Genomic DNA, 12,410 nt, shown 5'->3' with positions numbered 1-12,410 from the left:
TAAGAAACTTAATTCTAATTTATCTGTAAACCTATATGTTAAATAGGTTTGCACATCTGCAAATACTGGATTAAAATTTGTTTCTGTTTCTCTTGCATTTACTAAAAGTGTATTATCTCTATAACGCAAACCTGTAATGCTTGTAAATTTAAAATCTTTGCTAGCAGTTCCAACAGCAACACTTCCTCCAAGTAAGCTTAAATCTGCAGTAACACCAAATTCTTTGTGTCTTTTGTAAGTTATATCTAAAACAGAAGATAGTTTGTCGCCATATTTCGCTTGAAATCCTCCTGCAGAAAAATCAACGCTTTGTACTAAGTCACTATTTATATAACTTAAACCTTCTTGTTGTCCAGAACGCACAAGAAATGGTCTGTAAACCTCAATACCATTAACATAGACTAGGTTCTCATCAAAATTTCCACCACGAACAGAATATTGGGTGCTTAATTCATTATTTCCACTAACACCTGGTAATGTTTTTAGTAAATTTTCTACTCCAGCTTGTGCTCCAGGTATTTTGGTAAGTGCCTCTGGGTCTATGGTTATAATGCCTTGTACATCTTTTCGTGTTCTACCATTAAGAATAATAGTTTCAATGATGTCTACATCTGTTGTTAAAACCGGATTAAACTCGAAAACCTCACCATTTTTTAAGTTTACTGTAATTGTAATGTTTTTATGCGAAACATGAGAATAAACTAGTGTAACATCAATGTTAGATGGTAATGTAAGTGTATAAAAACCATTTTCGTTAGTAGCTGTACCAATAGATTCTGTTTTAATGTTTACGGATTGAAGCGGAAATTCACCTTCACCTAATATAACACCATTTACTGTAGCAGTTTGTGCCAAAGCTAAAAGAGGTAGAAGAAAGGCTATTAGTCTTAGAAAGTTGTTTTTTGTAGTCAAAGTCCTTAGTTTTTGTTTATTGTTTTTGAATTTGCCGAAGACTTTAAAACTTCTCGACTACACTCAATATTGTAAAATATTATTTCCTAAAAAAAGTAGTTTCAAATGTAGAGCTATTTCCCACATTATCTGTTACTATTACTTTTAATTTGTTCTTTGTTTCTGTAACAACGTCATCGTTAAAATGGTGAGTTAATGTTTTGTTTTTAAAATTGTACTCCATTAAAACCCATTTTCCATTAATTGTAGCTCTATAATTAGATATTCCTGTGCCTTTATCGTTAATTTTTACTTTTAGATAACGGAATTTACTTAACCAACTTCCGTTTTTAAAGTTTACCGCTTTTATTGTTGGCGCAACAGTATCTCTAGCTAAAACGTACGTTCCTAAATTTTTAGTATGGGTGCTTAAAACATTCTCTTTTCTTTTTGTTGTAGAATAACTTGGCCAATTGTTCCAGCCAATTAATCTGGCTATATAAAGTTGTTTTAAATCTTCTTCTTTATAATTACTAATATCGTAACTAATTGTAAAACTTTTCTTGAGAGGAATAGTAGGTTTATGTAATGTAAGTGTATCATTATTAACAAAAAAATCTATAAAAAAACTGTCGTAAAAAGTGTCTTTATAAAAATTAACTTTAAATTTTTGCGCTTCTAATTCTGCTTCTAAATCGTGTTGTATGTAATGTTTGGTCACAATTTCATCTTTAACATCTTCTGGCAATTTATTTTCTCCTTTTACTGTAATATCTAAGTTTGTTTCGTTGCCTTTAAAATCGGTGATTTTTGCTTTATAAACAGATGAAGTACTGTCGTATATTTTAATGTAGCCATTATCTATTATATTATCATAAAGACTTAAAGGATTGTTTTCCTCTATAAATAATTTTTGAAGGCGTACTTTTTTCTCTTTAAAATGAGAATAATCAATTAGCCTATTAAGGTGTTTTGTTTCTGCAAATGAAAAACGTTTAAAATCGACTTCTAAGTTTTGCACACCATTATAATAAGTGGAAATATTATATACGCCATTTTTATTTGCTGCTAAATCTTGTTTGTCTATTGTTGAAATAGCAAAACCAATAGTACCAAAAGCTTTTAACTCTTCTATTTTATAGTCTCCATTCTTTTGGGGAATAAGACGTAGATTTTGTTTTTTATTAGAACCATTTACATGCGATTTTGGACCAATAGGGTAGGCATAAACTTTGGAAATTAAAGGTTTGGTAGTGTCTTTAACATCAATACCAAATAACATTGGATTAATAGGTCTCTCCGCATTGTCTCTAATTTCGAAATGCAAATGCGGACCAGAAGAACTACCAGTATTTCCAGAATAAGCAATAATATCTCCTTTGGTTATTATTAACTCTTCAGAATTTGGAAATACTTCAATTTCAAAAGATTTTTTTTTGTATTGTTTTTCTTTTATGTATTTCTCAATTTCTGGACTAAATTTTTGTAAGTGAGCATAAACACTTGTGTAACCGTTAGGATGAGTAACATAAAGTGCTTTTCCATAGCCAAAATGAGCAATTTTAATTCTACTTACATAACCATCTGCAATACCATATACTTTTAAACCTTCAACACGTTTTGTTTTAATATCCAATCCAGAGTGAAAATGGTTAGAACGTAATTCGGCAAAAGTTCCTGCTAAAACAATATTAATATCTAGAGGAGACCTAAAGTAGTCTTGAGGATATTCGTTTTGTGAGAAAACAGAACAACTAATTAAAAAAAACAAAATAAATTTTAGCATAAGATATTTTATACTCTTGTTTAATGTTTATAAATTTTAGCAAAAGTAGTATGTACGCTAAAATATACAAATGATTATTAATACCAAAGATAAATCAAAGACTAAGCCATAGAATAATATTTTTAGGTTTGAATTTTAATTAATACAACCATTTATTTTTATTTATAATTTTATGAAAAAACAATTGTAAAATACGTTCTGTTCTGTTAACTTTGTGAGATAAGTATTGATATTAGTAAATGAGTAATATAGAGGATATTGTAGATGCTTTAGATAAAAAAATTGGCAAGGTTTTAAGCAAACAAAGCGCTTTAACTAAATCTAATTTAAAATTATCTAAAGAATTAGACCAGTATCGAAGTACAATTAAAAGCCAAGAAGTTTCAATTGAAGCATGGAAAGAAAAGTACGAAACACTCAAAATGGCCAATACAATACTTGGCAGTGACAAAGATAAACGAGAAACAAAACTCAAAATAAACGCATTAATAAGAGAAATAGATCATTGTATTGGTCAACTTTCTGAGTAATGTAACATAGCAAAATATGGCAGAAATGCTTAAAATAAAACTTTCTATAGCGAATAGAGTATATCCTTTAACAATTCCGCCAAGTCAGGAAGAAGGATTACGAAAAGCCGCAAAAAAAATAGATGCTATGATAAAACAATTTGAGCAAAGTTATTCTGTTAGAGATAAACAAGATGTTTTAGCAATGTGTGCTTTACAATTTGCCTCTCAAGTAGAGCAGAAAAGTTTAGATAAAGAACATGTAAATGAGCAAGTAGAGGAGAAGTTAAATGCTTTAAATCAAATGCTTAATTTGCATTTAAGTTCGTAACGTTCTTATAGATAATATTAGGTTACTGCCTACATTAATTATTTTTTTGATAAACTCAACAGTTAATTCTTTAAGAAGGGTGAGTTTAAGTTGTAAAAGCGTGCTGCTAATGGTTTCCATTTGGGCAGATACTTGATCAGCTTGTTAACCCTAAACGTGTATTTAAGGAGTTTATACAAAACCAAAATTAGTGTAGGCTTTTTTTATATAATTAAACTAACTAAAATGGATGAAATAATTGTTTATGGTATTGTAGGTATTACTATTGGAGCAATATTAGGTTTTGTGATAGCTAAAGTTATGGAGAGAAACAACGCTTCAAAACTTATAAAAAATGCAAAAAAATCTGCAACAAGCATACTTAGAGATGCCAAAAGTGAAGGCGAAAGTATTAAAAAAGATAAAATGCTTCAGGCTAAGGAGAAATTTATCGAACTAAAGTCTGAACACGAAAAAGTGATCTTTTCTCGCGATAAGAAAATGTCAGAATCTGAAAAAAGAACAAGAGATAAAGAATCTCAGGTTTCTAGCGAACTAGCAAAATCTAAAAAAAATAATTTAGAAATTGAAGCTAAACAAAAAGATTATAATTATAAATTAGAGATTCTTGATAAAAAGCAAGAAGAGCTAGATAAAGCACATAGAAGGCAAATAGAGCAATTAGAAGTTATTTCTAGTTTATCTGCAGAGGATGCAAAGTCTCAGTTGGTAGAATCTCTTAAGGGTGAGGCTAAAACAGAAGCAAATGCTTACATTCAAGTTAAAATGGAAGAAGCTAAGCTAACAGCACAGCAGGATGCTAAGAAAATAATTATTAATACTATACAGCGTATTGGTACAGAAGAAGCAGTAGATAATTGTGTATCTGTATTTAATATTGAGAGTGACGATGTTAAAGGTAGAATTATTGGTCGAGAAGGTAGAAACATTCGAGCAATAGAAGCAGCAACAGGTGTTGAAATTATTGTAGACGATACTCCAGAAGCCATTATATTATCTTGTTTTGACTCTGTTAGACGTGAAATAGCACGTTTATCTTTACACAAATTAGTAACAGATGGAAGAATCCATCCTGCAAGAATTGAAGAAGTTGTTAAAAAGACTCAAAAACAAATAGAACAAGAAATTATAGAAGTAGGTAAGCGTACAGTTATAGACCTTGGTATTCATGGTCTAAATCCTGAACTTATAAAGATGGTGGGTCGTATGAAATACCGTTCTTCTTATGGTCAAAACTTACTTCAACACTCTAGAGAAGTTGCTAAGCTTTGTGGTGTTATGGCAGCAGAATTAGGTTTAAATCCAAAATTAGCAAAAAGAGCAGGATTGTTACATGATATAGGTAAAGTTCCAGATGCAGAAGCAGATATGGAAACTCCTCATGCTATTTTAGGTATGCAATGGGCTGAAAAATTTGGTGAAAAGCCAGAAGTATGTAATGCCATTGGTGCTCACCACGATGAAATTGAAATGACTTCTTTATTATCACCTATTATACAAGTTTGTGATGCTATTTCAGGAGCCAGACCAGGAGCTAGACGTCAAGTTTTAGACAGCTACATTCAACGTTTAAAAGATTTAGAAGATATTGCTTTTGGATTTAATGGTGTTAAAAAGGCCTACGCTATACAAGCAGGTAGAGAATTACGTGTCATTGTAGAAAGCGAAAAGGTTAGCGATCAAAACGCTGCAGATTTATCTTTTAGTATTTCACAAAAAATACAAACAGACATGACGTATCCTGGACAAGTAAAAGTTACAGTTATTAGAGAAACAAGAGCTGTTAATATTGCAAAATAGAAACTCTCGTCATATATTAAAAAGCCCAATCTTACAGAGATTGGGATTTTTTCATTTTAATAAAGCATTTTGTTGTGTTTAATGCCTTGGATGAAACGTTTCAATTACACTTTTTAAGTGGCTTTTATCTACATGCATATATATTTCTGTAGTAGTAATGCTTTCGTGCCCTAACATAAGCTGAATTGCTCTTAAGTCTGCTCCATTTTCTAAAAGATGGGTAGCAAAAGAGTGTCTGAAAGTATGTGGAGAAATTGTTTTTTCTAAATTTATTTTAACAGCCAATTGTTTTATTATTGTAAAAATCATGGAACGTGTTAACTGTTTTCCTCTTCTATTTAAAAATAAAGTATCATTAAATTCTGGCAATATGGTTTGATGATTTCGTATTTCTGATTTATATATGTTTATATATTTTTGAGTAGTATTAATAATAGGAACAAAACGTTGTTTATCGCCTTTTCCTGTAACCTTAATAAAACCTTCATCAAAAAATAAATCTGAAATTTTAAGATGTGTTAATTCACTTACACGTAAGCCACAACCGTAAAGTAATTCTAAAATAGCACGATTACGCTCACCTTGAGGTTTGCTTAAATCTATAGCATTTATAAGTTTGTTAATTTCCTGCTCACTAAGCGTGTCTGGAAGTTTGCGTCCTATTTTTGGAGAGTCTATTGTATCTAAAGGATTTGTTTTTCTATAATTTTCAAATACTAGATAGTTAAAAAAACCTTTTAAACCAGAAATTACACGGGATTGTGAACGTGCATTAACTGTTTTAGCAATGGTATATATAAATTGCTGAATGGTTTCTTTAGAAATTATAAGAGGAGAGACAATTATACTATTATCTTCAAGATAATTTATAAGTTTCTTCACATCAAAACTGTAGTTACTTATAGAGTTGTTCGATAAGCCGCGTTCAATTTTAAGATACAATTGATAATCTTTAAGAGCGTTTTGCCATTTCATGTGTTGTAGTTATTGTTTTTTATTGTCACATGTTGTTCGCTTTATGTTTGTTTTTTTTGATAATAAAGTTTTTAGATTGCTCGTTTCATAACTCAAAGATATTATTTATTTAGAGTATAAATGATTTTTAAATGAAATGACTTATTAACTCATAATATTAATTGTTAATAACTTTGTTAACAACTGCAAAGTTTTGCTATTTTGATTAGTTTTTTTTTTATAATTTTGTCAAATAAATTTAATAAACATTAAAAACATGAAAAACATGAAAAAATTATTACTTACAGCTGCAATTGCAGTATTAGGATTTACAAGTGTAAATGCACAAGATGCTCCAGAATTAGTCTCTAAAAAAGGAGAAACCTATTTACCAGAAGCTGGTGATTGGGCTATTAGCTTTAACGCTGATGGCATTTTTGAGTACATTGGAAACTCATTTAGTGGAGATGCAAAAAATGATGCTCCATCAGTGGGTTATGCAAGAAACAATTCATTTGTTGGTAAAAAATTCATTACTGATAAAACTGCTTATAGAGTTGTAGCGAACTTACAATTTACTTCAGATAAAGAGACAAATGAAACAGAAGAGTTTAAAAACTCTGGTTTTCAATTGGCTGCTGGTTTAGGTAAAGAATGGAGAAGAGGAAATACACGTCTTCAAGGTTTTTATGGTGCAGATGCTTTAATTACTGTAACTTCAGGTAAATTTGAAGAAACACTTACTGATATTGATGGAACATTTTTAGAAAGTTTTGAGGTAAAAGATGGTTTAGGACTTGGATTAGGTGTTCAAGGGTTCTTAGGAGCAGAGTATTTTATATTTCCTAAATTTGCCATCGGTGCTCAATATACTTACGGAGTTGGGTTTAATATAGCTGGTAAATCTGAAGTTACTACTCAGTTTGGTACTGATGCAGCAGTAACTGTTGATGGTGCAAAAAATTCTTCTTTTGGATTAGGCGGTGTAGGCGTTGCGTCTATAAATCTTACGTTACATTTCTAATTTAAATGTGTCGTTCTTAAAAAGTGACATAAATTTTTATTAGATAACAAATTTTTTATTGCAAAAGAGACCATCTGAAAAGATGGTCTCTTTTTAATTAATGAAACTCTGTTTTGAAAAAGTCTAAAAATTGTGCATGCCAAGCCAAAGGCATGGTCTAAAATAGTTCGTTATAACTCAATTCTGCTAACTTGTACTTAATTTATCTCAATGGGGTTTTTGATTTGACCTGCCTGCTTACAGAGGTCTTGGTTCTTGCTATTTTGCAATTACAAGGGCTAGCGCACAAGAACAAGCTTTTAAATTAAGAAATTTTATACAATAACTTTTGTATTTTTACATTTATGAAAAAATTAATCATCATCAACGGGCCAAACTTAAACTTACTAGGTAAACGTGAACCTAATATTTACGGAAGTTTATCTTTTACTGAATTTTTAGATGAAGTAAAAGAAAAGTACTCTAAAGTTAATATCGATTATTTTCAATCGAATATAGAAGGGGAGTTGATTGATAAACTTCAAGAAGTAGGGTTTAGTTATGATGGTATCATTCTAAACGCTGCAGCTTACACACATACATCTGTAGGTATTGGTGATGCAATTAAAGCTATTGAAAAACCAGTCGTAGAAGTTCATATTTCTAACACGTTTAATAGAGAAGAGTTTAGGCATCAATCTTTTATATCTCCAAATGCTAAAGGAGTTATTCTTGGTTTTGGATTGCAGAGTTATGAATTGGCGATACAAAGTTTTCTTTAACAATTTTAAATTAGCTAATTAAAAATCGAGGCACGAAGTTTTTCGAAATTCTTTAATGTTTTACTACTAGGTTTTAAAACAATAGTATTAGAACTGTTGAAAAATTTAAAACTAAAATCATCGGTTTTTAAAGCTTTTAAACCAGAGATTAATCTTGATTGCGAACATGCATTAACTGTTTTAGAAATAGTATAAATAAATTGTTGGATAGTTTCTTTTGAAATTGAAATATGAGTGATGGCAATGTTATTGTCTTCTAAATACTTAATTAATTTTTTAACATCAAAACTATAATTGCTTATGGAGTTATCTGATAAGCCACGTTCAATTTTAAGATAGAGCTTATAGTCTTTAAGTGCGTTTTGCTATTTCATAACTCAAAGATATTGTTTATATAGAAAGAGAATAAATTTAGTTTATATAGCCTTGAAATAGAGTTACATAGTGTTAATTGTTAATAAGATTGTTAACAACTGCAGTTTCTTGACTCTTTGAAATGATTTTTTTTTATAAATTAGTGATTAATTATTTAAAACTTTATAAATTATGAAAAAATCATTTTTAATTACTGCATTCGCAGTACTTATTTCTTGTGGTGCTTTTGCACAAAATTTTAATGCAGGTCTTAACGTTGGTTTACCAATGGGAGATGTGTCAGATTTTACAACACTTAATATTGGTGTAGATGTAAATTACCTTTGGGAAGTATCAGATCAATTTGAAGCTGGTGTAACTGCTGGTTATTCTCACTTTTTTGGAGATTCTTATGACGAAACATTTCTTGGTCAAACAATTTCAATTGATATTGAAGATGTAAGTTTTTTACCAATTGGTGCAGCTGTACGTTACAATGTTTCAGAAGAGTTTACTATTGGTGCAGACATAGGTTATGCTGTAGGTATTAGCCCAAATGGTAGTGATGGAGGTTTATTTTACGCTCCTAAATTACAGTATGGAGTATCAGAAGCATTAGATATCGTTTTAGCTTACAGAGGAGTTAGCATTGAAGGATATACTTTTAGTTCTATTAATTTAGGTGTAGAATTTGGGTTATAATAAGTAACTAAATTTTTATAAATTAAAACCGAAGCATTTGCTTCGGTTTTTTTATTTTAAAAAAAAAGGTATTCAAAATTATAGATAATGGACTTATCATTTTTCTTGTATACTATAGTGGTATAACATAGTTTTGATTAAATTAATTTAGAAATGAAGAAAATATTATTTACAGCTGCGATTGCAGTATTATCGTTTAATATTATTAATGCTCAATTAGACAAAGGTGATTTTGAGCTAGGTTTTGGTGTAGGTGTTAATTTTTCTAATGTAGCAGTAGGTGGAGATGCAGAAAATGCATCAGAATCTAGAACAACTTTTAACATTGGAGTTTCTGGAGAGTATTATTTCTCAGACCGTTGGGGAATAAAAACTAAATTAATATACGATCAAAAAGGATGGTCTAATGGTTTTGTTTTCAATGAGGTGACTTTAGAACAAACCACTAAAGATTTTCAATTAGGATATTTAACAATACCATTAATGGCTAATTGGCATTTTGGCTCAACTAGAAAATGGTACTTGAACTTTGGTACATATGTTGGTATTATACTAAATGCAGCAGCATATACACATAACTCTATAGGTATAGGAGATGCTGTAAAAGCTATTGAAACACCAGTTGTAGAGGTGCATATATCTAACACTTTTTCTAGAGAAGAATTTAGACATCAATCATACATATCGGCAAATGCAAAAGGAATAATATTAGGCTTTGGGCTACAAAGTTATGAATTAGCAATACAGAGTTTTATATAGTAAAAGTTTAAAATGCAGACATAAAAAAAAGTGATTCATTTAGAATCACTTTTTTTATTTATTAATATATTTTACTATAAATGTATCACTTCATCATAAGCATCTGCAACAGCTTCCATAACCGCTTCACTCATTGTTGGATGTGGATGTATAGTTTTTAATACTTCATGTCCTGTAGTTTCTAATTTACGTCCTAAAACAGCTTCAGCAATCATATCTGTAACACCAGCACCAATCATGTGGCAACCAAGCCATTCACCATACTTAGCATCAAAAATTACTTTTACAAAACCTTCTTTTGCTCCAGAAGCACTTGCTTTACCAGAGGCAGAGAATGGGAATTTTCCAACTTTAATATCTAAACCTTGATCTTTAGCTTGCTTTTCTGTTAAACCAACACTTGCAATCTCTGGAGAAGCATAAGTACAACCAGGAATGTTTCCATAGTCTAAAGCTTCAACATGTTGTCCAGCAATTTTTTCTACACATAAAATACCTTCAGCACTAGCTACGTGAGCTAAAGCTTGTCCAGGTGTTACATCACCAATAGCGTAGTAACCAGGAATATTAGTTTGGTAGAAATCGTTTACTAAAATTTTATCTCTATCTACAGCAATACCAACATCTTCAAGGCCAATACCTTCAATATTTGTTTTAATTCCAACAGCACTTAACACTAAGTCTGCTTCTAAAACTTCTTCACCTTTACTCGTTTTTACTGTAGCTTTTACTCCTTTTCCAGAAGTATCAACACTAGTAACTTCGGCAGAAGTCATTACTTTAATACCACATTTCTTAAATGATTTCTCCATTTGTTTAGAGATATCAATATCTTCAACAGGAACAATGTTTGGTAAATATTCAACCACAGTTACTTCTGTTCCCATAGCATTATAGAAATAAGCAAACTCAACACCAATAGCACCAGAACCAACCACAATCATTTTTTTAGGTTGTTTTTTTAAAGTCATTGCTTGTCTGTAACCAATTACTTTTTCACCATCTTGAGGTAAACTTGCTAACTCACGAGAACGCGCTCCAGTTGCAACAATAATATGGTCCGCAGAATATTCTTTTCCATCTACATCTACCTTTTTACCGGGCTTCAGTTTTCCAAAACCATTAATAACGTCAATTTTATTTTTTTTCATTAAAAACTGAACACCTTTACTCATACCTTCCGCTACGTTTCGGCTACGGTTTACAACAGCGTCAAAATCTTTGTCATATTCTTTAACCACTAAACCATAATCGTTAGCGTGCTTAAGGTATTCAAAAACTTGTGCAGATTTTAATAGCGCTTTAGTAGGTATACATCCCCAATTTAGGCATACACCACCAAGACTTTCCTTTTCTACTACAGCAACTTTAAAGCCTAATTGTGAAGCTCTAATAGCAGTTACGTAGCCACCAGGACCACTTCCAAGAACAATAATATCGTATTTACTCATCGTGTATATTTTAGTCATTTTTTCAAGTTACGAAGTTACAAAACAAACCCGAAATATTAAATTGAAGTTTTATTTTTATTTGGGCGTGACCTAAAGGTCTTGCTATACACTATATCTTTTTTGTGCATAAGCGCACACAAAAAAGGATGCCGTTTCTATCACTCACGCAAGTTTTAAGAATTATTTAAATTTTAAAACAATAATAATCAGTAGTTTTGGTTAAGAAATTAAGACCTAGTTTATTAAATATTTAAATATTTTACCATTTGCATTAGTGTTGTTTATTACTTTTTCCTGTAAAAAAGAAAAAACAATAACACAAGAAAACAGAACAACTGTTTTAGTAGGAGAAATTTTAGATAGACCAACAGATACATTATTACTTGTTACTACCTCTAAAGTAATGGTTATTATTCTTTTAAAATAAATTCTAATGCAACGCCATTAATACAGTGTCTTTTACCTGTAGTTTTAATAGGTCCATCGTTAAATACATGACCAAGATGTCCACCACAAGTTGTACAATGCTCTTCTGTTCTTGCAGAACCTAAATTATAATCTATAGAGAAACCAACATTACCTTTTATTTCTCTATCAAAACTTGGCCATCCAGTTCCAGAATCGAATTTATGTTCACTTTTAAACAAAGGTATTTTACAAGCCGCACAAACATAGGTGCCAACACCATATTCTTTATTTAAACTGCTTGAAAAAGGACGCTCTGTTCCTTCTTCTCTTAAAACGTAATATTGTTTTTTAGAAAGTTCTTGTTTCCATTCTGCTTCTGTTTTGGTGATTTTAAATACTTTTTCTATTTTTTTAGAATCTTGTGCGTTACCATTACAATTAAATAATAATAAGGTAAATACAAATAGTGCAATTTTTTTCATGATCAAATTTTTATTGAAATTTCAACTTTTTATTTAAAGATAATCGTAATTACCATTTTAATATAATCTTGGTCGTAATTTTAAGTAAATTCTAACATATACATTTTAAATGTTTGGCTTTTGTATTAAATATGTTTTAATCGATTAAAATCGCATTTAATCGCATTAACTAATCTATTTTAAGATACTCTTTTACTG

General features: G+C 30.4%; 13 protein-coding genes and 1 other RNA gene. 8 read left to right on the top strand and 6 right to left on the bottom strand.

What is annotated here, in order from left to right; all coding sequences use genetic code 11:
* Both QNK89_RS09240 and QNK89_RS09235 read right to left on the bottom strand, forming a co-directional pair.
* Nucleotides 1-912 (bottom strand): TonB-dependent receptor (locus QNK89_RS09240; protein WP_340170730.1); only part of this gene is annotated, 912 nt, incomplete at its 3' end.
* A 79-nt stretch (nt 913-991) separates the two neighbouring features.
* Entirely contained in the window at nt 992-2,677 is a 1,686-nt protein-coding gene (locus QNK89_RS09235; protein WP_340170729.1) for a M23 family metallopeptidase, read from the bottom strand.
* 239 nt (nt 2,678-2,916) lie between these two features.
* On the opposite strand from QNK89_RS09235, the gene QNK89_RS09230 reads away from it, so the two are divergent.
* The 4 genes from QNK89_RS09230 to rny all read left to right on the top strand — a co-directional run bounded on the left by QNK89_RS09230 (nt 2,917) and on the right by rny (nt 5,317).
* On the top strand, nt 2,917-3,207 hold the full coding sequence (locus tag QNK89_RS09230) for a hypothetical protein (RefSeq protein WP_340170728.1): 291 nt from the start codon (nt 2,917-2,919) through the stop codon (nt 3,205-3,207).
* A 16-nt stretch (nt 3,208-3,223) separates the two neighbouring features.
* The gene (locus tag QNK89_RS09225; protein ID WP_340170727.1) at nt 3,224-3,517 is read left to right on the top strand and encodes a cell division protein ZapA; all 294 of its coding nucleotides are present in this window, start codon (nt 3,224-3,226) and stop codon (nt 3,515-3,517) included.
* Nucleotides 3,518-3,570: 53 nt separating this feature from the next.
* Nucleotides 3,571-3,690, top strand: a non-coding RNA gene (gene ssrS, locus QNK89_RS09220) — 6S RNA.
* Between the two features lie 52 nt (nt 3,691-3,742).
* Nucleotides 3,743-5,317, top strand: coding sequence for a ribonuclease Y (gene rny, locus QNK89_RS09215; RefSeq protein WP_340170726.1), 1,575 nt, complete (start codon nt 3,743-3,745; stop codon nt 5,315-5,317).
* Nucleotides 5,318-5,395: 78 nt separating this feature from the next.
* Here rny and xerD read toward each other — a convergent pair whose 3' ends face one another.
* A complete protein-coding gene (gene xerD, locus QNK89_RS09210; RefSeq protein WP_340170725.1) occupies nt 5,396-6,292 on the bottom strand; it encodes a site-specific tyrosine recombinase XerD in 897 nt (298 codons plus the stop codon).
* A 265-nt stretch (nt 6,293-6,557) separates the two neighbouring features.
* On the opposite strand from xerD, the gene QNK89_RS09205 reads away from it, so the two are divergent.
* Complete coding sequence (locus tag QNK89_RS09205; protein WP_340170724.1) at nt 6,558-7,295, top strand: hypothetical protein; 738 nt, start codon at nt 6,558-6,560, stop codon at nt 7,293-7,295.
* Between the two features lie 344 nt (nt 7,296-7,639).
* Nucleotides 7,640-8,056, top strand: coding sequence for a type II 3-dehydroquinate dehydratase (gene aroQ / locus QNK89_RS09200; RefSeq protein WP_340170723.1), 417 nt, complete (start codon nt 7,640-7,642; stop codon nt 8,054-8,056).
* A 14-nt stretch (nt 8,057-8,070) separates the two neighbouring features.
* On the opposite strand, the gene QNK89_RS09195 is transcribed toward aroQ, so the two are convergent.
* The gene (locus QNK89_RS09195; RefSeq protein ID WP_340170732.1) at nt 8,071-8,358 is read right to left on the bottom strand and encodes a hypothetical protein; all 288 of its coding nucleotides are present in this window, start codon (nt 8,356-8,358) and stop codon (nt 8,071-8,073) included.
* 244 nt (nt 8,359-8,602) lie between these two features.
* Between QNK89_RS09195 and QNK89_RS09190 the strand changes: the two genes are divergently transcribed.
* Together QNK89_RS09190 and QNK89_RS09185 are read left to right on the top strand one after the other, a co-directional pair.
* On the top strand, nt 8,603-9,112 hold the full coding sequence (locus tag QNK89_RS09190; protein WP_340170722.1) for an outer membrane beta-barrel protein: 510 nt from the start codon (nt 8,603-8,605) through the stop codon (nt 9,110-9,112).
* 153 nt (nt 9,113-9,265) lie between these two features.
* Nucleotides 9,266-9,871 carry a type II 3-dehydroquinate dehydratase gene (locus QNK89_RS09185; RefSeq protein ID WP_340170721.1) on the top strand — a complete coding sequence of 202 codons (606 nt, stop codon included), beginning with the start codon at nt 9,266-9,268 and terminating at the stop codon, nt 9,869-9,871.
* 74 nt (nt 9,872-9,945) lie between these two features.
* Here the strand turns inward: QNK89_RS09185 and lpdA are convergent, their stop codons facing one another.
* Together lpdA and msrB are read right to left on the bottom strand one after the other, a co-directional pair.
* Nucleotides 9,946-11,322, bottom strand: coding sequence for a dihydrolipoyl dehydrogenase (lpdA, locus tag QNK89_RS09180; protein WP_340170731.1), 1,377 nt, complete (start codon nt 11,320-11,322; stop codon nt 9,946-9,948).
* Between the two features lie 410 nt (nt 11,323-11,732).
* The gene (gene msrB / locus QNK89_RS09175) at nt 11,733-12,212 is read right to left on the bottom strand and encodes a peptide-methionine (R)-S-oxide reductase MsrB (RefSeq protein ID WP_340170720.1); all 480 of its coding nucleotides are present in this window, start codon (nt 12,210-12,212) and stop codon (nt 11,733-11,735) included.
* Nucleotides 12,213-12,410: the final 198 nt, after the last annotated feature.

This window comes from Lacinutrix sp. (genome assembly GCF_037625555.1).
GTDB lineage: Bacteria > Bacteroidota > Bacteroidia > Flavobacteriales > Flavobacteriaceae > Lacinutrix.
The sequence above is the reverse complement of the archived record's forward strand: the minus strand, read 5'-3'. Positions and strand labels throughout refer to the sequence as shown.

Excerpts from the sequence above, each read along its gene's own strand:
- QNK89_RS09235 (WP_340170729.1), bottom strand. The coding sequence starts at position 2,677 with ATGCTAAAATTTATTTTGTTTTTTTTAATTAGTTGTTCTGTTTTCTCA.
- QNK89_RS09230 (WP_340170728.1), top strand. The coding sequence starts at position 2,917 with ATGAGTAATATAGAGGATATTGTAGATGCTTTAGATAAAAAAATTGGC.
- QNK89_RS09225 (WP_340170727.1), top strand. The coding sequence starts at position 3,224 with ATGGCAGAAATGCTTAAAATAAAACTTTCTATAGCGAATAGAGTATAT.
- rny (WP_340170726.1), top strand. The coding sequence starts at position 3,743 with ATGGATGAAATAATTGTTTATGGTATTGTAGGTATTACTATTGGAGCA.
- xerD (WP_340170725.1), bottom strand. The coding sequence starts at position 6,292 with ATGAAATGGCAAAACGCTCTTAAAGATTATCAATTGTATCTTAAAATT.
- QNK89_RS09205 (WP_340170724.1), top strand. The coding sequence starts at position 6,558 with ATGAAAAAATTATTACTTACAGCTGCAATTGCAGTATTAGGATTTACA.
- aroQ (WP_340170723.1), top strand. The coding sequence starts at position 7,640 with ATGAAAAAATTAATCATCATCAACGGGCCAAACTTAAACTTACTAGGT.
- QNK89_RS09190 (WP_340170722.1), top strand. The coding sequence starts at position 8,603 with ATGAAAAAATCATTTTTAATTACTGCATTCGCAGTACTTATTTCTTGT.
- QNK89_RS09185 (WP_340170721.1), top strand. The coding sequence starts at position 9,266 with ATGAAGAAAATATTATTTACAGCTGCGATTGCAGTATTATCGTTTAAT.
- lpdA (WP_340170731.1), bottom strand. The coding sequence starts at position 11,322 with ATGAGTAAATACGATATTATTGTTCTTGGAAGTGGTCCTGGTGGCTAC.
- msrB (WP_340170720.1), bottom strand. The coding sequence starts at position 12,212 with ATGAAAAAAATTGCACTATTTGTATTTACCTTATTATTATTTAATTGT.